Genomic DNA, 21,326 nt, shown 5'->3' on the forward strand with positions numbered 1-21,326 from the left:
CGACCGGAACAGCTACAAGGCCACCATCAGCATCAACATCACCACCCCAGCCGACCCTTGACAGCCCAACCCACGCCCTAACTGAACGGCATTGGGTCTAGGTCCGCAGGGCCAGCAGCTCCTCGACGACGTCCTCGGGGTCGGCGCCGAGGTCCAGCCTGCCCAGCACCACGAGGGCGGGCGGCTCGGCGCCTTCCGCGTCGACCTCCAGCGTGGCGGTGTCGCGGCCGAGGCGGCGCGTGCGGACCAGCCGCACGTTCACCTCGCCCCACCGCCACGTCCTGGCGCCGGTCAGCCCCCGTACCGTGACCCCCTCGTGGTCGGCGGCGAGCCGGGGGCGCGCGACGGTCGCGAACACCGCGGCCAGCGCCAGCAGCAGCGCCACGACCCCGAGTAACACCCGACCGGGTGGGTCACCGGTGAAGACGGCGCCCGCGGCGGCCACCACGGTCAGAACCCAGGCCAGGACCATGACCGCGGGCTGCGGAGCCCACGTTTTCGCTGATGGCGGGGCCACGGGCGTCGTCACGCTCCGAAATCGCGAAGGCGGTCAACCAGAGTTATCCACAGCAGTTGTCCACAATGGGGATGACTTACACCCTTGTGGTTCAATCACGCTGGGCTGAACGGGTGTACGTCGACCTACCGGCGGTAGAGCGCCGACGGGTCAGCGCCACCGCATCGTCATCAGCAGCCCGCCGATCATCAGGGCGAAGCCGACCGCGAAGTTCCAGTTGCCGAGGTCCGCCATGAACGGGATGCTTTCCCCGGCGATGTAGTTGACCACCAGCCACGCGAGGCCGACGACCATCAGCCCGAGCATCACCACCACGTAGATCGGGTGGGAGGGACCCGCGGACTTCACCTTCACCGGCGTACGGCGATCGGTGGGTGGCGTGTAGACCGCCTTCTTGCGGACCTTGGACTTGGGCATCGGAGTCCTCACTGGCGTGTAACTTTGGGCGCGACAGTGTCGTGCCTGAACCTCACGCGCGCCTCAAGCGTAGGAACCGGCACGAACACCATTCTGCAACACGTTAACGTAGCCGAGGGCACGGCGAACTAACAGGCGAACCATAGGTCGGGGACCGAGAGGAGCGCGCGTGGGCACCGTGGAGCACATCGGTCACGGCGCGGGTCGTATCTCCGGTGATCTGGGCGACCTCGTCCCGTCACCCCGCCCTCGTGTGCGCCCGCCCGCGCCGCCGCCCAAGGACCCGCTCCGCACGGCCGTGCGGACGTTCGGTGAGGTGCTGATCACACTCGGCGTCGTCGTCCTGCTGTTCGTGGTCTACGAGGTCTACTGGACCGACGTGATCTCCGCGGGCAAGCAGAAGGACGCGACGGTCGCGCTCGACGACAAGTGGCAGCAGGAACGCAAGGAACACTTCACCGGCCTCGGCGAGGGCGACGGCTTCGCGAAGATGTACATCCCCGCGTTCGGCGCCGACTACCACTTCACGATCGTCGAGGGCACGACCGAGGAGAGCCTGGAGATCGGCCCCGGCCACTACACGCAGACCGCGTACCCGGGGCAGACCGGCAACTTCTCCGTCGCCGGTCACCGCGTCGGCAAGGGCGCGCCGTTCAACGACATCAACCTGATCAACTCGTGCGACGCGATCGTCGTCGAGACCGCCGACAACTGGTTCGTCTACCGCGCGCTGCCCAAGTCCGAGGAGAAGGCGGGCTGGGCCGAGGGCAAGGGCACAGAGGCGCGGTGCAAGGGTGTCTCGGTGCTCGGTGCGCCCTACGACAAGGTCGTCGGGCAGACGATCGTGCCGCCGACCGACGGCTCCGTGATCGCACCCGTGCCCGGTGCCGACGTCGCGCCGAGTGCCGGTGAGCAGGTCGCGCTGATGACGCTGACGACCTGCCACCCCAGGTTCTCGGACAAGGAGCGCCTGATCGTGCACGCCGTGCTGGTCAAGCAGTGGCAGAAGGACCCGGCCAAACCCGACTGGACGCCGCCGGAGATGAAGGAGACCGCCTGATGTACGGGTGGATCTGGCGGCACCTGCCGGGACCGCTCGCCGTGCGCATCGTGTTGGCGCTCGCACTGGTCGTGGGGGCGGTCGCACTGTTGATGTTCGTGGTGTTCCCGTGGGCGGAGCCGTTGCTGCCGTTCAACAACGTCACGACCGAGCAGTAGACCGGGCCAGTATCGTCTGACGTATGCGCGTCCTGGTCGTCGACAACTACGACAGCTTCGTCTACAACCTGGTCCAGTACCTGGCCCAGCTCGGGACGGAGTGCGTGGTGCTGCGCAACGACGCCCCCGAGCTGTCCTCTCCCGAGGTCCTCGACGGCATCGACGCGGTGCTGCTCAGCCCCGGGCCGAGCACACCGGAGCGGGCCGGGGCGAGCATCCAGGTCGTCCACTGGTGCGCGGAGGCGGCACGGCCCCTGCTCGGCGTGTGCCTGGGACACCAGGCGATCGGCGTCGCGTACGGCGGCACCGTCGGCCGGGCGCCCGAGCTGCTGCACGGCAAGACGAGCCGGGTCCACCACAAGGGCGTCGGCGTGCTGGCCGGCCAGCCGGACCCGTTCACGGCGACCCGCTACCACTCGCTGACCGTGCTCCCGGACACCGTGCCGGACGAGTTCGAGGTGACGGGCGAGACGGACTCCGGCGTGGTGATGGCCATGCGGCACCGCGAGCTGCCCATCGAGGGCGTCCAGTTCCACCCGGAGTCGGTGCTCACGGAGGGCGGTCACCGCATGCTGGCGAACTGGCTCGCGTCCGCGGGGTTCGCGGTGCCCGCCGAGCGGGTGCGCGAGCTGGAGGACACGATGCGCAACCTCGCGGAGGCCGCCGCCCGCCCGTGACCGGGGCGCGCGTTCACTCCGAGCGGGGGACCTGCGGCGACACGCCGTTCACCGCCGCGTTCGCCAGGGTCTGGCCGATCGCGGGCGCGTGCTTGAAGAGGTTCGCGCCCCAGATCACCGTCACCGGACCGGTGGTCGCGACGTGCACGCCGTCGCCCAGGGTCGTCGGGGTGTCGCAGTAGACCTCCTCGACGATCTCCTCGCCAACACCGACCAGCGTCTCGTGCACGTACGTCAGCGCCAGCTCCCGCGCGTGGCCGACCACCTCGTGGCGGCCGCGTTCCCACAGTTCCAGGTCCAGCGGGAGGTTCAGGCCGATCGACCACAGACCCGGGCCGGAGGAGTGCTGGTAGCTCGTCACGCCCTCGCGCCACGACTCGGTCTCGTCGATCCAGCACGGGGGGTTCAGCTCCGGGTCCTTCATCCGGAACGTGAACCGGACGTGGTGTGACAGCTGCGTGGGCAGGTACATGTCGACCTGCGCCGCCAGCTCCGTCGAACCGCGGCCCGCCGCCACGACCACGTGGTCGACCTCGTGCACGCCACCCGAACCGTGCACCTCGACCCAGTCGTCGTGGGGTTCGATGCGGTGGACGTGCTCGCGCCACACGCGGTTGCCGATCGCGGCGCGGAGGAACCGGCCGGTCGCCGGCGCGTCGATCACGCCGCCCGCCGGGTCGATGAGCGCCGGGCCCGGCAGCGCCTCCACCGGCAGGCCCAGCTCGGCCGTGTCGAGGTCGTCCTCGTCCACGAGCGTGTGGTCCGCGCCCACCGCGGCCATCGCGTCGGCCCACTCCTCGGCCTGTGGGCCCGTCAGCACGGTGCTCTGCTGACCCAGCAACCGGTTGCCGGCCCGGTGCGTCCAGTCCGCCCACAGGCCCGCCGCGGCGGCCGCGTACGCGACCAGGCCCGGGTCACCGTGGGCGAGCCGGAAGATCCGCGAGCTGCCCGCCGAGCGCGCGGCCATCGGGGCGCCCGTCTCGAACACGTCGACCTCGGAACCGTGCCGGAGAAGCGCGTACGCCGTCGACAGGCCGACCACACCGGCCCCGACGACGGCGGTACGCATCTGCATCAGTAGGTCAGCGCCCCCCGCCGCCGACCTCGAGTTCGGTGGCCACCACGACGCCCACGTCCTCGTCCTTCTCGATCTTCTGGTTGGGACCCTTCTCCTGCTCGACGATCCTGCCGAGCATCTGCGGGTCGTCGGTGCCGCCCTCGGCCATGTTCAGGTTGCCCGTCCAGCCCATGGCGCGGAGCTGCTGCTCGGCCTCGCCCGGGGTCAGCCCGGTCAGGTCCGGCACGGTGATCTTCTGGTCCTGCTGGTCACCCTTCGAGACCACCAGCGTGATCTCGGTGCCCGGCTCGTGCTCGCCGTCCTTCGGGTTCTGGTCGATCACCTGGTTGGCGGGCTTGTCGGACGACTGCTCCTCGCGCTTCACCGTGAACCCGAGGTTCTCGAGGTTCGACTTCGCGGTCTCGAAGTCCTGCCCGATCAGGTTCGGCACGCCGTTCTTCTCCTTGGCCTTGCCGATCGTGATCTTCACCGGGCTCTTCTGCGCCACCTGGGTGCCGCTCGGCGGGTTCTGCGCGATGACCTTGCCGACCTGCGACTCGTCGTCGACCTCTTCCTCGGTGATCGTCGGGTCGAGGAGGAGGCCCGCCTTCTCCAGCTCGGCCCTGGCCTCGTCACGGGTCTTGTTCGTCAGCTCCGGCACGGTGGCCTTCGGGGCCGCCCTGCCGACGCGGAGGACGATCGGGTCCGACTTGCTCACCTTCGTGCCCGCCGCCGGGTTGGTCTCGATCACCTTGCCTACCGAGTCCGGGCCGCACTGGTTGGGCTCGCCCGTCGCGGTCGGCTGGCAGACGAGGTCGTCGATGCGCACCTCGAAGCCCCGTCCCTCGAGCTCGGCGCGGGCGTCGTCCTCCAGTTGGCCGACCACGTCCGGCACGGCGACCTGGTCGGACACCGGCTCGTCGCCGAACGCGGTGCTCATCAACCAGATCAGGACCGCGACCAGCGCGACGCCGAGCACGGTGAGCAGCGCGATCAGCCAGCCCTTGCGGCGCTTGCGCCTGCGCTCCTCCTCGTCGTCCTCGTACGGGTCGTAGTCGTCGGGGTCGTCGGCGAGCGCGGCGGGCCGGTGCCTGCCACGCTGCTGCGCCATCGCGGTCGTGCGGCCCTGCGACAGGATCGTAGTGCGGTCCTCGTCGGTCATCACCATCGGCGCGAGCGGCCGCTGACCGGACAGCACACGGACCAGGTCCGTGCGCATCTCGGCCGCCGACTGGTACCGGTTCGGCGCGCCCTTCGACATCGCCTTCAGCACGATCGCGTCCAGCGCCGGGTTGACCCTCGGGTTCACCGCCGACGGCGGCTTCGGGTCCTCCCGCACGTGCTGGTAGGCCACCGCGACCGGCGAGTCACCGGTGAACGGCGGCTCGCCGGTGAGCAGTTCGAACAGCACACAGCCGGCCGCGTACACGTCGGAACGCGCGTCGACCTGCTCGCCGCGGGCCTGCTCGGGGGAGAGGTACTGGGCGGTCCCTATCACGGCGGCCGTCTGGGTGACCGCGGCCTGACCGTCGTGGATGGCGCGGGCGATGCCGAAGTCCATCACCTTGACCGCGCCGGTCTTGGTGATCATCACGTTGGCGGGCTTGACGTCCCGGTGGATGATGCCGTGCCGGTGCGAGAAGTCCAGCGCCGCGGAGACGTCGGCCATGACCTCCATGGCGCGCTGACCGGGAAGCGGGCCCTCGGTCTTCACGATGTCACGCAGCGTCCGGCCGTCCACGTACTCCATGACGATGTACGGGAGCGGGCCGTGCTCGGTCCTGGTCTCGCCGGTGTCGTACACGGCCACGATCGCCGGGTGGTTCAGCGCCGCCGCGTTCTGGGCCTCGCGACGGAACCGCTCCTGGAACTGCGGGTCGCGGGCGAGGTCCGCACGCAGGACCTTCACCGCGACATCGCGCCCGAGACGGACGTCGCGACCCTTGTGCACCTCGGACATGCCGCCGTAACCGAGCGTGTCGCCCAGCTCGTAGCGGTTCGAGAGCAGTCTCGGTGTGGTCATCGGTCTTTCGTCTCGATCCTCGTCGGGTATGCGCCGCTCGCGCTCATGATGCCTGTCGGTTGCCGGTGAAGTCGGTGAATCATCGCGGCGGTTCCTCATCCTCTTCGCAGCGCACGACCACGTCGGTCTCCATCGGCACGTGTCCGTCGGGGCGGACCTCGGTCACCACGCACCGGTTCGGGTCGTCCGGTGGTTCGCCGAACTGGTTCTCCACGTTGGGGACCAGGCCCGCCTTCTCCAGGGTGTCCTCGGCGAAGGCGGCCGGCCGGCCGACGAACAGCGACTCGTCGACCTCGACGTACTTCTCCTTGGTCGGGATTCCGGTCATCGGTGGGTTGCCCGGCGCCTCGTCGCCGCTGTCCCCGTCCTCGTTGACGGGATCGCCGCTGTCCCCTGGTGCCGACGTGGTGGTCTCCGGCGTCGACGTGCCGTCCGTGTCCCGGTCCGCGCCGAGCAACGATGCCACGCCGAGCACGGCGAGCACCAGCAGCACCACCCCGAGGACGATGAGCAGCGCCCACAGCCCGGCCTTGCTCCTGCGCGGCGGCTGCGGCGGCGGGCCCATCGGGAACGAGCCCGTGCCCGCCACGGTGTGCGGCGCGCTGGGCGGTCCGACGGGCAGCATGCTCGGGTTGCTGGCACCCGGCGCGCCGGCGTACTGCGCGACCCGGCCGGACGGCGCGGGCAGGGGGTGACCGGCGCGCACGGCGGCCACGGCGGCGGCGAACTCGCCACCGCTCGAGTACCGCTGCGCGGGATCCTTGACCAGCGTCGCCTCGATCACCGCGCGGGCGTACATCGGCACGTCCGGCGGCAGCGGCGGCGGTGCGTCGCGGATGTGCATCATCGCGACCGTCACCGCGTTCTCCGACAGGAACGGCCGGTGCCCGGCGAGGCACTCGTAGCCGACCACGGCGAGCGAGTACACGTCGCTGGCCGGCGACGCCTCGTGCCCCAGCGCCTGCTCCGGCGCGATGTAGTGGGCGGTGCCCATGACCATCCCGGAGCGGGTCACCGGCGCGGCGTCGGCCGCCTTCGCGATGCCGAAGTCGGTGAGCTTCACCACGATCCGGCCGTCGGCGCCGGGGGTGACCATGATGTTGCCCGGCTTCACGTCCCGGTGGACGTACCCGCGCTCGTGCGCGGCCTGCAGCGCGTTGCCCGCCTGCTCCAGCACCTCGAGCGTGTACTCGGCGGACAGCCGCCGCTCCTTGGCCAGGATCGCCGCCAGCGGGTCACCCTCGACCAGCTCCATCACCAGGTACGCGGTGTCCTTGGGGCCGTCGACGATCGCGGCGGTCTCGCCGTAGTCGTGCACCGCGGCGATGCCGGGGTGGTTCAGCGACGCGGTCGTCCGCGCCTCCGTGCGGAACCGGTGCAGGAACTCGGCGTCCCCGCACAGCTCCGGCTTGAGCACCTTGATGGCGACGCGCCGGTCCAGCCGCGTGTCCGCCGCCTCCCAGACCTCGCCCATGCCGCCGACGGCGATGCGTTTGGCGAGCCGGTAGCGGTCGGCCAGGAGCTGCCCTGACGTCAGCATGCTCAGCTCCCCCCGACCAGCGCGTTGATCGTCGCCCGCCCGACCGCGGCGGACAGCTTGCCGCCGGTCGCGGCGACGTCCTTGCTTTCTACCACCACGGCGACCGCGATCTGGGGGTTATCGGCAGGTGCGAACGCCACGTACCAGGCGAACGGCGGGGTGGTCTTCGGGTCGAGGCCCGTCTCGGCGGTACCGGTCTTCGACGCGATCGTCAGGTCGCCGCGCTTGCCGTCGCCGCCGGTGTTCTCCTCCGACTTGACCATCATGTCGCGCAGCTCGGCCGCGTCCTCGCTGGACATGGCCTCGCCGAGGGACTCCTCGTCGTAGCCGGAGATCTCGTCGAGGTCCGGCGCGAGGATCCGCTGCACCAGCTGCGGGCGCATCCGCTCGCCGCCGTTCGCGATGGACGCCACGATCGACGCGTTCTCCAGCGCCGTCATGCGGACGTCCTTCTGCCCGATGCCCGACTGGAACAGCGACGGGCGGTCGGCGATCACCATGCAGTTGCCGTCGGCGCGCGAGCCGAGGCACGACGGCACGACCGGCATCGGGATCTCGAGGTCGGTCTCGCCCATGCCGAACCGGGCCGCCTGGTCCCGCAGCTTGTCCTCGCCGAGCTCGTCGGCGAGCTGCGCGAACGCCGTGTTGCACGAGTGCTGCAGCGCGGACTGCAGCGTGCCGTCACCGCAGGTGCCGCGGCTGTAGTTCGCGAGACAGGTGTCGTCGGAGGTGTCGCAGTTCGTGTCGCCGTTGATCACGTTGATGCCCGGCGACGTCGTGACCTGGCTGTCGCGGTCCTTGCCGTCCGCGAGCGCGGCGGCGGCCGTCACCAGCTTGAACGTGGAACCCGGGGTGTAGTTCTCCGAGATCGCCCGGTTCAGCATCGGCTTCGCCGGGTTGTTCTCGTCCCGGTACTTGTCCCAGGCCTGCTGCTGTTCGGTGCCGTCCTGGCTGGCGAGCCCGCTCGGGTCGAACGACGGCGTGGACACCATCGCGAGGATCTGCCCGTCGTCCGGCTTGATCGCGACGACCGCGCCGGTGAAGCCGTTCTTGGTCATCGCGTTGTACGCGGCCGTCTGGACCTTCGAGTTGACGGTGGTCACGATGTTGCCGCCACGCGGGTCGCGCCCGGTGATCAGGTCGGAAAGGCGGCGGACGAACAGCCGGTCGTCGGAGCCGTTGAGGATCTCGTCCTCCGCGCTCTCCAGCCCGGTCGAGCCGTAGCGCACCGAGTAGAACCCGGTCACGGGCGCGTACAGCGGGCCGTTCGCGTACGTCCGCTGGTACTGCAGCCGACCACTCGTCGACTTGACGTTGGCGATGATCTGCTCGTCGGACGTGAGGATCTTGCCGCGCTGCCGCGCGTACTCCTCCAACAGGACCCGCCGGTTGCGTGAGTCCGTGCGGTAGTCGTCCGCGTTGACGATCTGGATGTAGGTGAGGTTGGCCAGCAGCAGCACGATCATCGCGAGCATGGCGAGGCCGACGCGGCGCAGCGGGGTGTTCATTGGGGCCGCTCCACCATGACCGTGTGTGCCTCCGCGATCGGCGCCTGGTTCACCGGCTTGGGCTTCTGCCCGGTCTGCGGCCGTCGCGCCGCGTCCGAGATCCGCAGCAGCAACGCCACCAGGACGTAGTTGGCGAGCAGCGACGAGCCACCCGCGGACAGGAAGGGCGCGGTGATACCTGTCAGCGGGATCAGTTTGGTTACCCCGCCGACGACCACGAACACCTGCATGATGAGCGCGAACGACAGGCCGCCGCCGAGCAGCTTGCCGAACGTGTCGCGCACGGCCACCGCGCTGCGCAGGCCGCGCATCGCCAGCAGCATGTACACGAGCAGCACCGCGGCGAGCCCGATGAACCCGAGCTCCTCACCGATGGCCGCGGTGATGAAGTCGCTGTTGGCGAACGGCACGATGTCCGGCCGCCCGGCGCCGAGGCCGGTGCCGCCGATACCGCCGGTGCCGAGCCCGAACAGCGCCTGCACGAGCTGGTAGCCGGCGCCGTCCGGGTCGGCGAACGGGTCGAGCCAGGTCTCCACGCGCACCTGCACGTGGCCGAACAGCTGGTAGGCGACCAGGCAGCCGATGGCGAACAGCGAGAGCCCGACACCGACCCAGATGGCCCGCTCGGTCGCCACGTAGAGCATCACGAGCACGGTGCCGAAGAACAGCAGCGAGGTGCCCAGGTCCTTCTCCGCGACCAGGACCATCACCGACACGCCCCAGCAGAACAGGATCGGGCCCAGGTCCCGCGCACGCGGCAGGTCCACGCCGAGCACCCGGCGGCCCGCCGCGATGAACAGGTCGCGCTTGGACACCAGGAACGCCGCGAAGAAGATCAGCAACATGATCTTCGCGAACTCGCCCGGCTGGATCGAGAAGATGCCGACCCGCAGCCAGATCTTCGCGCCGTTGATCGTCGGCGCGATCGCGCTCGGCAGCACCGCGGGCAGCGCGAGCAGGAACAACCCGGCCAGGCCGAACGTGTAGCCGTAGCGGGTGAGCGTGCGGTGGTCCTTGATCACGTAGAGCACCGCGAGGAACATCAGCAGGGCGATCGTGGTCCACAGGATCTGCTTCGGGACCGCGTTCTCCCACTCGGACTCGGTCTGCAGGGCCGCCTCGGCCTTGGCCAGGTCGATCCGGTAGATCATCACCAGACCGAGCCCGTTCAACAGCGCGACGCACGGCAGGATCAGCGGGTCGGCGTAGGGGGCCCACTTGCGGACCGCGACGTGGGCGATGCCGAAAAGCGCCAGGTAGGCGAGGCCGTACCACAGGATGCGGATCGTCAGCGACTCGTTGTGGTTGGCCTCGACCAGCATCAGCGCGGCGGTCACCAGCCCGGCCGCGAAGGCCAGCATGGACAACTCGGTGCCGCGCCGGGTCGGAGCGGTCTTGCCTTGCGTGTCGCCGGACTGTCCCGCCAGCAACCCCGCCGAGCCCGGCTGTGCCATCAGCCGCCGCCCTCGCGGGGTTCGCGGCAGTTCACGCCCGGCTCCGGCGTCTCGGTCTCCTGCGTCGCGGGTGCCTCGGTGGTCGAGGACGGGGCGCCGGTGGTCGCCCGGGTCGTCGTCGTGGGCTTCGCGCCCGTGGTGGTCGTCGGCGGCTGGCCCGCGGAACGCTCCTGCTGCTTGCGCAGCGTCTCGCACGGCGGCAGCGGGAACTTCGTGCGCAGGTACCGGATGAACTCGCGGGCGTCCGGGACGTTGTCGAAGCTCTCGGTGCCCTCGCGGACCGTGTCCTGGCCGAGTTCACGCAGGTCGTCGACGTAGAACTTGTCGCAGGTCGACACGCCCGGGGGGCACGAACCCTGCACCTGGCGGTTCAGCGAGATCCCGAAGATGCTGCCCCGCACCCCCTGGAAGATCGCGATCTCGCCGTCCTCCGCCTCACCGACGAAGTACTGCTTGTTCACCACGACCCAGGTGGCCACCCCGCCGCCGGCGAGCAGCAGGAGCACCACGAACACGAGCGCGAAGATGCGGAACCGTCTACGGCGCTTGGCCTTCGGGTCCGGCGGCGGGGGCGGCGCCTCCACGGGCTTCGGGATCTCGCGGGGCCCGGTGATCGCGCTGGCCCGTGCCGCGGGGGAGTCCGCGGGCTGGCTCTGGTCCTGGCCGTTGCCCGCCGCACCACCCACTATCGGCGCGTCCTCGCCGAAGTCGATGTCCACCACGTCCGCGACGATCACCGTCACGTTGTCCGGGCCGCCGCCCTTCAACGCCAGCTCGATCATCCGGTCGGCGCACGCCTGCGCGTCCGGGATCTTGATCGTGTCGGCGAGCGTCTCGTGGCTCACCACACCCGACAGGCCGTCGGAGCACAGCAGGTAGCGGTCGCCCGCCCTGGCCTCGCGGATCGTCAGGTTCGGCTCGACCTCGTGACCGGTCAACGCCTTCAGCAGCAGCGAACGCTGCGGGTGTGTGGCCGCCTCGTCCTCGGTGATGCGGCCCTCGTCGATCAACGACTGGACGAACGTGTCGTCGTGCGTGATCTGCGCGAACTGGCCGTTGCGCATCAGATAGGCGCGCGAGTCGCCGATGTGGACGAGGCCGATGCGGCTGCCCGCGAACAGGATCGCGGTCAGCGTCGTGCCCATGCCGTCCAGCTCGGGATCGCTGGCGACGAGTTCCGCGATGGCGCCGTTACCGGCCTGGGTGGCCTCCCGCAGCTTGCCGAGGAGGTCCTCACCCGGCTCGTCGTCGTCGAGGGGGGCGAGCGCGGCGATGACGACCTTGCTGGCCACCTCACCTGCCGCGTGTCCACCCATCCCGTCGGCCAGGGAGAGCAGGCGAGGGCCCGCGTACACGGAGTCCTGGTTGTTCGAACGCACCAGGCCCCGGTCGCTGCGGGCCGCGTAGCGAAGGACGAGGGTCATGACCGTAGCTCGATCACCGTCTTGCCGATTCGGATCGGGGCCCCGAGGGGCACCCGGAGGGGTGCCGTGACCTTAGCCCTGTCCAGGTAAGTGCCGTTCGTCGAGCCCAGATCTTCCACGTACCAGTCCGTTCCGCGCAACGAGATCCGCGCGTGGCGGGTCGACGCGTAGTCGTCGTCAAGCACCAGCGTCGAGTCGTCCGCCCGGCCGATCATGATCGGCCTGCCGTCCAGGGAGATGCGCGTACCCGCGAGCGCCCCGTGCGTCACCACCAGCTGACGGGGCGCTTTCCCCCTGGTCTTCTTACCCGCCGAACGGCGGAACCCCGGGACAGCGACCCGGATACCGGCCGCCGCGTACAGGTCGGAACGAACCACCCTTAACGCGGCCAGCACGAACAACCAGAGCAGGGCGAGAAACCCTGCTCTGGTCAGCTGCACAACCAGCTCTGGCACCTGTAGCGAACGCTCCCGCCTTGAGGGAAATAGGTGAGACCGCCCGGTCTAGACCGTGTCAGCCCTGAGTACGGAACACCAACGACGAGTGACCGATGCGGATCACATCACCGTCGGCCAGCTGCCAGGTCTGCACCGGGGTGCCGTTCACCGTAGTGCCATTGGTCGAACCGAGGTCCGCCAGAGTCGCCGACTGGCCGTCCCACGTGATTTCCAGGTGCCGACGGGAGACCCCGGTGTCCGGCAGACGGAAGTCCGCGTCCTGGCCACGACCCACGACGTTGCCGCCCTGCTTCAGCGAGTAGGTGCGGTTCGAACCGTCGTCGAGCTGCAGGCTGGCGTTCAGCTGGCGCGGGCCGGTCTGCACAGCGGGGGGCGCGTAGCCCTGCTGGGCGTACGGGTCGCCGCCGCCCTGGCCGTAACCCTGCTGGCCGTAGCCCTGCTGCTGGCCATAGCCCTGGTCGTAGCCACCTTGCTGCTGGCCGTAACCCTGGTCGTAGCCCTGCTGGCCGTAGCCCTGCTGCTGGCCGTAACCCTGGTCGTAGCCACCTTGCTGCTGGCCATAGCCCTGGTCGTAGCCCTGCTGGCCGTAGCCCTGCTGCTGCTGGCCGTAGCCCTGGTCGTAGCCCTGCTGGCCGTAACCCTGGTCGTAGCCACCTTGCTGCTGGCCGTAACCCTGGTCATAGCCCTGCTGCTGGCCGTAGCCCTGGCCTTGCTGGCCATAGCCGTACTGCTGTCCGTAAGGATCGCCCTCGGGCGGTTGGCCGTAGCCGGGAGGCTGGCTCATGGATCGGTCTCCTGCGTTGCGGGGTTGTGCCGACTGTGCATCCCCAGGTGCCCTGGCCGGAGCCTTGACGTCCGGGTCGACAGTCGAGCGTATTCGGAACTGTCCGGTGTGCAGCGCGTCGGAGCGCTCCAGGGAGACTACGACGTCACCGTATGTGTCCCACTGCTGCTCCGCGAGATACTCCTCGACACAGTCCGCGAGCAGCGCGGTGGTGCGGTCCGCTTCCCCGGCGAAGTTGCCGTAGTCCTGGGCGCCCAGTTGCACTATGTAGTGGTTCGGGGCCAGGAGCCGGCCGCCAGCCAGCTCGCGGAGGTTGACCTCACCTTCACGCAGCAGCGCCTGTGCCAGCTCCTGGGGCACCACACTGCCACCGAACACACGCGCGAAGGTGTTCCCCACGGCGTTCTCCAACTTGCGGTTCAGCCGCTGCCCGAGGCCCATGGGTCCCTCCTTCCGTGTGTGCTCCTCGGTCGATCGTATCCGGCTCCGGCCCCAAGGACAGGGCGATGTGCAAACCCGATTCGCCACCGTGTAGTGTTCGGCGCACACCACTCCGGGCGAGTGGCGGAATGGCAGACGCGCACGGTTCAGGTCCGTGTGTCCGCAAGGACGTGAGGGTTCAACTCCCTCCTCGCCCACGACCGATGGCCGATCTGTGCCTGCGGAAAGCGCAGGCCGGGTCGGTCGTTGTCGTATTGGGGGGCCGAGCCCCCCACGCCCCCCACGGTGCGGCTGGTTCCTGACCCAGCGTGGGGGGCTTTGTGGTTGTGGTGGCCCTTTTTTTGCCGCCGGTGTCAGTACTTCCTGGCGGTGCGTGGGCCTTTTGTCTTGGTTCTTGTTCCTTGGTTCTTCTTGGGTTGCGTTCGTCACGTTGATCTTTGGCCGGTTCCTGCCTCGTGACCTGAGCTCGCTGAGGGGGCCCGCCTTCCGGGGAGCTTGTTGATCTTCTTGCTGGTGGGGGTGGTTTGTGCAATTTGCGTTGCGCAAATTTGGGGGGGTTGCTCTCAGTGCTACCGCCCGGCCTGGGACTCACCCAGACGGCGGCATCGTCGGGCAGAAGTCCTGATGCCGGTCGTCGACCGGTCACCGACCGCTCGGCGCCGCCGGTCGCAGGAGGGTCGTTTCCGTCTGCGGTTGGTGGGGGCGGGGAAGGTAGGACAGTGAGGTAACCAAAAACGCCGCGCTTGGCAGGGGATGGCGAAGCCGACGGCACGGCGGTAGTGGAGAGGGTTGGGAACGTGGCGGGCATACCAGGACGCACGGCGGTTTCGGACAACCTGACGGCGGTGCCATCGCCGCTCGTCCCTCCCGTCGAGCTTCCCGCCAAGGCGGACGAACTGGCGGCCGCCGCGGCTCGTGACCTCGGGTGGCAGGGCATCGTCCTCCCCGAGATGAAGCTGCTGGGCCGGCGGATCTCCCTCGTCGCGCAGCTGATGCCCGACGCGCACGCCGAGCGCATCTGCCTCGGGCAGGCCCCGGAGGTCGACCGCGCCACCGTCGCCACCTGGGTGTGGCCGGAGTTCAACGGCCGCGTCCCCGCGCCCGCCGTGCGGATCGTCGGTGCCATCGCCGTCGCCCGCCACTGGCGGACCGGGCTGATCAACGCCGTGCCGTTCCTGCGCTACTGCGACGCCGCGATGGTGTTGCCGATGTCGGTCGTCATAACGAACGACTACCTCGTCAACTGCCTGCCGCGTGCCCGCGCGTACGGCGTGGGCATCGCCTCCGCGTCGCCGGGACCCGAGGTCCGCATGGACCTGCCCGGCCGTCCCGACCGTGTCGCGGCCGACGTCGACGGGACCCACCGCTGGCTCGGCGAGCTCGCCTACGAGCAGATACTGTCCGCTGCGTGAGGGTTGTCATCGCGGGCGGTCACGGACAGATCGCCCTTCGCCTGACCAGGCTGCTCGCCCAGCGCGGGGACACCGCGGTCGGCATCGTGCGCAACCCCGACCACGTCGATGACGTGCGTGCGGCAGGTGGCGACGCCGTCGTGCTCGACCTCGAACAGGCCGGTGTCGACGAGGTGGTCGCCGGGCTCGCCGGGGCCGACGCGGTCGTCTTCGCCGCCGGCGCCGGGCCGGGGAGCGGCGCCGCACGCAAGGACACCGTCGACCGGGCCGCGTCCGTGTTGTTCGCCGACGCCGCCGAGTCAGCGGGCGTACGGCGATTCCTCCAGGTCAGCGCGATGGGCCTGGACCGCGCGGACGACCCGTCGACGGAAGAGGTGTTCGCCGCCTACCTCCGCGCCAAGGACGCCGCCGACCGCGACGTCATGGCTCGCGCCGGCCTCGACTGGACCATCCTGCGGCCAGGGCGTCTCACCAACGACCCCGCGACCGGCACCGTCACGCTCGCCGAGCACGTCCAGCCCGGTGCGGTCACCCGGGACGACGTCGCCGCCGTGCTCGTCGCCCTGCTCGACCGGCCGGACACCGCGGGCCGGGTCTACGAACTGGTCGGCGGGGACACCCCGGTCGACGCGGCGCTAAACGCCTAGCACCCGCTTCAGGTACGGGTTCACGAACTTGCCGTCGGGGTCCAGCTCCGCCCGCAACTTCGTGAAGTCGTCGAACCGGGGGTAGCGGGCACGCAGCTCCTCCGCGCCGAGCGAGTGCGTCTTCCCCCAGTGCGGCCGGCCGCCGACCGCGCCCGCCACCTGCTCGAACAGGTCGAAGTACGCCCGGTAGGGCATGCCGACGAACTGGTGCACCGCGATGTACGCCGAGTCCCGCTCGTAGGCCGTCGACAGCCAGATGTCGTCGGCCGCCGCCACCCGGATCTCCACCGGGAACATCACCGGGTCCGGCAGCTCCGGCACCCGCTTCCGCAGCTCACCCAGCACCTCCGGCAGTGCCGCGCGGGGCACAGCGTACTCGGACTCCACGAACCGCACGTCCCGGTTCGTGACGAACACCTTGTGGGACACGTCCGAATAAGCCCGCGCCGACAGCACGGCCGACGACAAACGGTTGAGTGGTCGCACGAGCGGACGAACGGCCCTCCCGACACGACAAACGGCACCGAACAGGGTGTTCTCCATGAACCGGTACTCGACGAACCGCCGTGTCGGCGACAGCGGCTCCGGTGTCGAACCGGCGGGGAGGCGGTTGTTGCGCTTCGTCAGAGCGTTGCGGCCGTACGGGAACCAATAGAACTCGAAGTGGTCGTTCTCCGCGCAGTTCCGGTCCAGGTTCGCGAGCACGTCGTCGAGCGGCTCGGGCCGTTCCGCCGCGGCCAGCACGAACGACGGCTCGGTCCGGAGCGTCACCGTCGACACCACACCGAACGCACCGAGCCCGACCCGGCCCGCCGCGAACAGCTCCGGCCGCTCGTCCGGCGAGCACGTCACCACCGACCCGTCGGCCAGCACCAGCTCCAGCGCGGCCACCTGCGTCGCGATCCCGCCGAACCGGGCGCCCGTGCCGTGCGTGCCCGTGGAGATGGCGCCCGCAATCGTTTGCGCGTCGATGTCGCCGAGGTTGGTCATGGCGAGCCCGAGCCGGTCCAGCTCGGCGTTGAGTGCACGCAGCGTGGTGCCGGACCGCACGGTGACCAGGCCGGTGTCGACGTCCGCCGACACGACACCGGTCCACGCGGACAGGTCGACCGCCCGGTCGTGCGCGGCGCCGACCGCGGTGAACGAATGGCCGCTGCCACGCGCCCGCACGGTCCGCCGCGCGCCCGCGACCGCCGAGGACAGCTCCTCGAGGTCCCTCGGCCGCACGACCTCGGTGGCGACCGCCGCCTCCGTACCCGCCCAGTTGCGCCACGCCGTCGTCATGCGGGGATCTTCGCAGGTCGTCGTGTCGCTCGATGCCCGGGTGGACATCGAGGTTCGCCTCGTGGCCGTACTGTTGGTTCGTGTCCGATGAGACGTCGCGTGCCCGCCTCGACGCGGCCACCAAACAGCTCGAAGCGCCCCTCGCCGTCGTCGATCTCGCCGCCTTCGACCGCAATGCCGACGACCTCGTGCGGCGGGCGGCCGGGCGGCCGATCCGGGTGGCCAGCAAGTCCGTGCGGTGCCGGTACCTCCTCGAACGGGTGCTGCGCCGCGACGGGTTCCGGGGTGTCATGGCCTACTCGCTGCCCGAGGCGCTCTGGCTCGCCGGGGAGTGGGCCGGCGGCGACCTGCGCGACGTCGACTTCCTCGTCGCCTACCCGACCGTCGACCACACGGCGCTGCGGCGGCTCGCCGCCGACGAGCGCGCCCGCGACCTGGTCACGATCATGGTCGACTCCGTCGCGCACCTCGACCTCGTCGACGCCGCCCTGGGAGACGGGCACCCCGAGATCCGGGTCTGTCTCGAACTGGACGTGTCCTGGCGGCCCCTCCTCGGGCGTGAGTTCGCTCACGTCGGCACCCGTCGGTCGCCGATCTTCACGGCCCGGCAGGCCGAGGTGCTGGCCACGGTGATCCGGCAGCGGCCGGGGTTCCGGCTCGTCGGCGTGATGGGTTACGAGGGGCAGATCGCCGGGCTCGGCGACCAGCCCGCGGGCAAACCGCTCATGGGCGCGGTGCTGCGGTGGATCCAGGACCGTTCGTCGCGGGAACTCGCCGTTCGGCGGGCGGACGCCGTTCGTCGCATCGGGGACCTGGAGTTCGTCAACGGTGGCGGCACCGGCAGCGTCGAGACCACCGGGCTCGACGAGTCGGTCACCGAGGTCGCGGCCGGTTCCGGGCTGATCGGGCCCACCCTGTTCGACCACTACCGGCGGTTCTCGCCGGACCCGGCCGTCCTGTTCGCGCTGCCGGTGGTGCGCAAGCCACGGCGGAGCACGGCCACCCTGTTCTCCGGCGGGTACATCGCGTCCGGGCCGCCCGGCAAGGACCGGTCGCCGACGCCGTACCTGCCCGCCGGCCTGTCACTCGTCGGGCTCGAGGGCGCAGGCGAGGTGCAGACGCCGGTCACCGGCCGCGCGGCGCGTGACCTGCGGGTGGGTGACCGTGTGTGGCTGCGGCACACGAAGGCCGGTGAGCTGGCCGAACGGTTCACCGAGTACCACGTGCTGGAGGGCGACCGGGTCACGCGGACCGTGCCGACCTACCGCGGCGAGGGCCGCTGCTTCGGCTAACGCATCCGCCCGGCGAGGTAGGCCCGGACCACCTGCTTCGCCTCGTTGATCATCTCTTCCTCGTCGAAGAGCTTGCGGCGGAACGCCAGGGCGAGGATGGCGTCGCCGATCTCGCTCGCGACGGTGATCTGCCGGTAGAGGCTCTCGACCGGCAGGTTGTGCTTGTTCGCGACGACGCCGGCGATCTGCTCGGCGATCACCGAGTTGTTGTCGCGGCCGTCCTCGATGAGCCGGATGTCGATGACGTCGCCGAACCGGACGTGGCTGAAACCGGGCACCGTCCGGTACATCTCGACGTAGATGTCGATGATCGTGTCGACGCCGTGCCACCAGTGTTCGAGGTGCTCCCAGTCGAGCCGCTTCTCGATCTCGCCGGTGAAGTGGTCGAGGTGGCGCTTGGTGAGCGCCTGCACCACCGCGCGCTTGTCGGGAAAGAACTGGTAGAGCGACCCGACGGCGACCCCGGCGCGTTCGGCGATCAGCGTCGTGGTGACGCCGTCGTAGCCGAGCTCGTCGATCAGGGTGGCGCAGGCCTCGAGCATCTGCTCGACACGCTTCGCGCTGCGCTGCTGCACGGGTTGCTTTCGCAACGGCACTTGGGTCGACACAACACCATCCTGCCCCGAGCGGACCCGACCTTCCACCAGATTGTGTATACAAGCTGCCCCGAATGATGCAGAACGGTCCGGCAACTGGCACAGCACACGGCCCCGGGCCGCGTAGTCGCGGGTCCGGGGCCGGTCGTTGGAGCCGAGAACCGATGCTGGTCGGGGGAGGGGTGTACTGCAGCACCGGTTCTCGGAGATCTTGCTGTGGCGGCGGTTCGTCCGTCTCGCTCGGGGGTGCGTACGAACGAACCGCCGGCCACAGGTGGCGTCCCTCCGGGCCACGCGCCGCGCGGGGTCGCGGCGGGCGAGGGAGCGCCCTCGTTTACCTGGTGCCCGTGGCCAGCCGGCCGGTGTGCGTCACACGTGTGCGGGCCGCGTGACGGGCGGGCTGCGGTGTAGGCGCGAGCCCGCCGGCAACCAGGTGCTCGTAGGCGGCCTGCCACACAGAGCAAGGCGCCTTCTGTTGCCGCCACCGCGACGAGCACGCGGGGCAGTTTCCCTTCTCGTCGGGCTCGTGGGCGGCGAGCATCGCCCGCCAGCCCTCGGTCAGCCTGGGAAGTTCGGAACGTGCCACGGACAGCAGGGACGGTGCGTCCGCGCGGTTGGCCAGCTCCGACAGCATGTCGAGCCGTTCCCACACCGCGTTGCGGAGCACCTGTCCGAGGATCTCGTCCATCGAAACGTCACCGCTACCTTTCCGCCTGCTCGGCGGCCTCGCGAAGCGCGGTGCGCAGCTGGCCGAGCTGGCCAGACGTCAGCACCGCGGTTTCGCCCGGCGGCCCTACCAGGACCACCCGATTACGTTCTACGAGCACGGTGAGACAGCGCTCCCGGTTGACGACATCGCCACAGTTGATGCGCCAGACCTTTCGCCCGAGAGCCGAACCGTGCAGCTCGCGGTGGTCCGCATCCTCGGCATCGCTGCGAGGTGGTGCCGTTCTGACCAGTTCCACAGTCCCGGCTTCCCTCCGTGCTCGTACGCTTACAAGCAACTACATTGGTGGCTTGAGACACAGATTGGTGCGTCATAGCGCCGATCGGCGGCCGTCCCACGGTAAGCGGTCGAGTAACTTCGGTCGGGCCGATCAGGTTCACCGATCCGGACTTTTAGTAGCTCGTGAAGTGCGCTTACTCTGCGCCTGACGCCCAGCGGACTGTGAGGGGGCGGAATGAACTCCATCGGGTCTCAGAGCTCTTCTGTTACGCCAGAGGCGTGGGAAGACCAGGAGATGCGGAACGCGCTCGCCGCGCGGGAGGTCAGCACGATCTACAAGCTGCTACGGCGCAAGGGCGTGTCACAGCGCCAGATCGCCGCGATGACCGGTCAGTCACAGTCCGAGGTGTCGGAGATCCTCAAGGGTCGTCAGGTCATGGCCTACGACGTCCTGGTCCGGATCGCCGACGGCCTGGGTGTCCCCAGGGGATACATGGGCCTCGCGTACGACGAAGTCACCGCGCAGCGGGTGGCCGAGCGGAGCGAGACCCCGGAGGCTGAGGAGCCGGAGAACGTGAAGCGTCGGAAGTTCCTTGCGCACGCCGCCGCGGTCGCGGTGGGTGCGCATGTGCTCGGCGCGGACTCAGGATCGTGGGTGTCCAACCCGGTGTTGACGCCGGCGCCCGGCCGGATCGGCATGACCGACGTCCGGCAGGTCGAGGCCGCGACCAGGGCACTCCGCTCGCTGGACTACCAGTACGGGGGCGGGTTCTGCCGCGACGCGGTGGTCGCCCAGCTGTCCTGGGGCCAGCAGATGCTCAACTCGTCGGGGGCCGACGTCGTCAAGCAGCGGCTCCACGTCGCGCTCGCCGACCTGCACAACCTCGCGGGCTGGACGTCGTTCGACGTCGGCCTCATCGACTCCGCGCGCAACCACTTCGGCCGAGCGCTGGAGCTGGCGAAGGCGGGCGAGAGCGACGAGCTGGTCGCCAACATCCTGTACCGCATGGGCCGGGTCTACCTGCACAAGGAAGCCCCGGACGACGCGCTGAAGATGTTCCAGCTCGGTCAGATCGCGGCCCAGCAGTCCGGGTCCGAGCTGGCCGTCGCGGTCATCTGCGCGAACCAGGCCTGGGCCTACGCGATGATGGGTCACGAAGAGCAGACGATGAAGCTCATCGGCAGAACCCGTGACGAGTTCGCCCGCTCCAACCACGGCGAGGCCGCGGACTGGGTGAAGTTCTTCAACGAGGACGACGTCTACTCGATGATCGGCACCGTGCACACGGTGCTCGCCCAGAAGGTCGACGCGCGGCACACGAAGTACGCGATCCCCGCGCTGACCAGGGCGATCGACTCCTACGGCGACGAGGTCGCGCGCAACAAGGCGTTCAACCTGTCCTCGCTCGCGACGAACCACCTGCTCGACGGCGACATCGACCACGGCTCGAAGGTGGGTGTGCAGGCCGTCGACCTGGCGCAGCACCTGAAGTCCAAGCGCGTCCGGGACCGGCTGGAGCCGCTGCGGGTCGAGGCGGAGAAGCGGCGCAACTTCACCGACGCCCGGGAGCTGGCGGACCTCATCGGCCGGTTCACCGACGACGACCACGGCGCCACCGCGGTGTGACGAG

At 69.8% G+C, this 21,326-nt stretch carries 21 protein-coding genes and 1 tRNA gene; 8 read left to right on the forward strand and 14 right to left on the reverse strand.

Annotated elements, in window-relative coordinates; all coding sequences use genetic code 11:
- Positions 1-97 precede the first annotated feature (97 nt).
- Together ACIBVP_RS13700 and crgA are read right to left on the reverse strand one after the other, a co-directional pair.
- Positions 98-472, reverse strand: coding sequence for a PH domain-containing protein (locus ACIBVP_RS13700; protein ID WP_396106436.1), 375 nt, complete (start codon positions 470-472; stop codon positions 98-100).
- 195 nt (positions 473-667) lie between these two features.
- Positions 668-934: a cell division protein CrgA gene (crgA, locus tag ACIBVP_RS13705; protein ID WP_396106437.1), complete on the reverse strand. Its 267-nt coding sequence runs from the start codon at positions 932-934 to the stop codon at positions 668-670.
- Positions 935-1,103: 169 nt separating this feature from the next.
- Here crgA and ACIBVP_RS13710 point away from each other — a divergent pair, with 169 nt between their 5' ends.
- From ACIBVP_RS13710 to ACIBVP_RS13720, 3 genes are read left to right on the forward strand one after another with little or no spacing between them, the layout of a single operon-like run.
- On the forward strand, positions 1,104-1,994 hold the full coding sequence (locus tag ACIBVP_RS13710) for a class E sortase (protein WP_396106438.1): 891 nt from the start codon (positions 1,104-1,106) through the stop codon (positions 1,992-1,994).
- Positions 1,994-2,152: a hypothetical protein gene (locus tag ACIBVP_RS13715; protein ID WP_396106439.1), complete on the forward strand. Its 159-nt coding sequence runs from the start codon at positions 1,994-1,996 to the stop codon at positions 2,150-2,152. The genes ACIBVP_RS13710 and ACIBVP_RS13715 overlap by 1 nt, the downstream gene beginning before the upstream one ends.
- 23 nt (positions 2,153-2,175) lie before the next feature.
- Entirely contained in the window at positions 2,176-2,829 is a 654-nt protein-coding gene (locus ACIBVP_RS13720; RefSeq protein ID WP_396106440.1) for an aminodeoxychorismate/anthranilate synthase component II, read from the forward strand.
- Positions 2,830-2,842: 13 nt separating this feature from the next.
- Here the strand turns inward: ACIBVP_RS13720 and ACIBVP_RS13725 are convergent, their stop codons facing one another.
- From ACIBVP_RS13725 to ACIBVP_RS13760, 8 genes are all read right to left on the reverse strand, one after another.
- Entirely contained in the window at positions 2,843-3,898 is a 1,056-nt protein-coding gene (locus tag ACIBVP_RS13725) for an NAD(P)/FAD-dependent oxidoreductase (protein ID WP_396106441.1), read from the reverse strand.
- Between the two features lie 13 nt (positions 3,899-3,911).
- Complete coding sequence (gene pknB / locus ACIBVP_RS13730) at positions 3,912-5,909, reverse strand: Stk1 family PASTA domain-containing Ser/Thr kinase (RefSeq protein ID WP_396106442.1); 1,998 nt, start codon at positions 5,907-5,909, stop codon at positions 3,912-3,914.
- Between the two features lie 79 nt (positions 5,910-5,988).
- Positions 5,989-7,449 carry a serine/threonine-protein kinase gene (locus tag ACIBVP_RS13735; protein WP_396106443.1) on the reverse strand — a complete coding sequence of 487 codons (1,461 nt, stop codon included), beginning with the start codon at positions 7,447-7,449 and terminating at the stop codon, positions 5,989-5,991.
- A 2-nt stretch (positions 7,450-7,451) separates the two neighbouring features.
- The gene (locus ACIBVP_RS13740; RefSeq protein ID WP_396106444.1) at positions 7,452-8,957 is read right to left on the reverse strand and encodes a peptidoglycan D,D-transpeptidase FtsI family protein; all 1,506 of its coding nucleotides are present in this window, start codon (positions 8,955-8,957) and stop codon (positions 7,452-7,454) included.
- Positions 8,954-10,411: an FtsW/RodA/SpoVE family cell cycle protein gene (locus ACIBVP_RS13745; RefSeq protein ID WP_396106445.1), complete on the reverse strand. Its 1,458-nt coding sequence runs from the start codon at positions 10,409-10,411 to the stop codon at positions 8,954-8,956. The genes ACIBVP_RS13740 and ACIBVP_RS13745 overlap by 4 nt, the downstream gene beginning before the upstream one ends.
- Positions 10,411-11,835 (reverse strand): PP2C family protein-serine/threonine phosphatase, encoded by a 1,425-nt coding sequence (locus ACIBVP_RS13750; RefSeq protein WP_396106446.1) that lies wholly within the window; start codon positions 11,833-11,835, stop codon positions 10,411-10,413. Before ACIBVP_RS13750 ends, ACIBVP_RS13745 begins: the two co-directional genes overlap by 1 nt.
- Positions 11,832-12,290, reverse strand: a complete 459-nt coding sequence (locus ACIBVP_RS13755) for an FHA domain-containing protein (protein ID WP_396106447.1) — start codon at positions 12,288-12,290, stop codon at positions 11,832-11,834. The genes ACIBVP_RS13750 and ACIBVP_RS13755 overlap by 4 nt, the downstream gene beginning before the upstream one ends.
- Positions 12,291-12,348: 58 nt before the next feature.
- Positions 12,349-13,518 (reverse strand): DUF3662 and FHA domain-containing protein, encoded by a 1,170-nt coding sequence (locus ACIBVP_RS13760; RefSeq protein WP_396106448.1) that lies wholly within the window; start codon positions 13,516-13,518, stop codon positions 12,349-12,351.
- A gap of 114 nt (positions 13,519-13,632) precedes the next feature.
- Between ACIBVP_RS13760 and ACIBVP_RS13765 the strand changes: the two genes are divergently transcribed.
- The 3 genes from ACIBVP_RS13765 (at position 13,633) to ACIBVP_RS13775 (ending at position 15,577) form a co-directional block, all read left to right on the forward strand.
- Positions 13,633-13,715 (forward strand) — tRNA-Leu (locus ACIBVP_RS13765).
- 648 nt (positions 13,716-14,363) lie between these two features.
- Entirely contained in the window at positions 14,364-14,930 is a 567-nt protein-coding gene (locus ACIBVP_RS13770) for a hypothetical protein (RefSeq protein ID WP_396106449.1), read from the forward strand.
- Positions 14,927-15,577, forward strand: a complete 651-nt coding sequence (locus ACIBVP_RS13775) for an SDR family oxidoreductase (RefSeq protein ID WP_396106450.1) — start codon at positions 14,927-14,929, stop codon at positions 15,575-15,577. The genes ACIBVP_RS13770 and ACIBVP_RS13775 overlap by 4 nt, the downstream gene beginning before the upstream one ends.
- Here ACIBVP_RS13775 and ACIBVP_RS13780 read toward each other — a convergent pair.
- A complete protein-coding gene (locus tag ACIBVP_RS13780) occupies positions 15,566-16,861 on the reverse strand; it encodes a D-arabinono-1,4-lactone oxidase (RefSeq protein WP_396106451.1) in 1,296 nt (431 codons plus the stop codon). The genes ACIBVP_RS13775 and ACIBVP_RS13780 overlap by 12 nt on opposite strands.
- A gap of 32 nt (positions 16,862-16,893) precedes the next feature.
- Here ACIBVP_RS13780 and ACIBVP_RS13785 point away from each other — a divergent pair, with 32 nt between their 5' ends.
- The gene (locus ACIBVP_RS13785; protein WP_396106452.1) at positions 16,894-18,153 is read left to right on the forward strand and encodes an amino acid deaminase/aldolase; all 1,260 of its coding nucleotides are present in this window, start codon (positions 16,894-16,896) and stop codon (positions 18,151-18,153) included.
- On the opposite strand, the gene ACIBVP_RS13790 is transcribed toward ACIBVP_RS13785, so the two are convergent.
- From ACIBVP_RS13790 to ACIBVP_RS13800, 3 genes are all read right to left on the reverse strand, one after another.
- Positions 18,150-18,761 carry a TetR family transcriptional regulator gene (locus tag ACIBVP_RS13790; RefSeq protein WP_396106453.1) on the reverse strand — a complete coding sequence of 204 codons (612 nt, stop codon included), beginning with the start codon at positions 18,759-18,761 and terminating at the stop codon, positions 18,150-18,152. The two genes, ACIBVP_RS13785 and ACIBVP_RS13790, sit on opposite strands and share 4 nt — an antisense overlap.
- 322 nt (positions 18,762-19,083) lie before the next feature.
- The gene (locus tag ACIBVP_RS13795; protein WP_396106454.1) at positions 19,084-19,437 is read right to left on the reverse strand and encodes a hypothetical protein; all 354 of its coding nucleotides are present in this window, start codon (positions 19,435-19,437) and stop codon (positions 19,084-19,086) included.
- Between the two features lie 13 nt (positions 19,438-19,450).
- Entirely contained in the window at positions 19,451-19,714 is a 264-nt protein-coding gene (locus tag ACIBVP_RS13800) for a hypothetical protein (protein ID WP_396106455.1), read from the reverse strand.
- A 216-nt stretch (positions 19,715-19,930) separates the two neighbouring features.
- Here ACIBVP_RS13800 and ACIBVP_RS13805 point away from each other — a divergent pair, with 216 nt between their 5' ends.
- Complete coding sequence (locus ACIBVP_RS13805) at positions 19,931-21,322, forward strand: helix-turn-helix domain-containing protein (protein WP_396106456.1); 1,392 nt, start codon at positions 19,931-19,933, stop codon at positions 21,320-21,322.
- Positions 21,323-21,326 lie beyond the last annotated feature (4 nt).

The sequence above is a fragment of the Actinophytocola sp. NPDC049390 genome (assembly GCF_044466355.1).
Classification (GTDB): Bacteria; Actinomycetota; Actinomycetes; order Mycobacteriales; family Pseudonocardiaceae; genus Actinophytocola.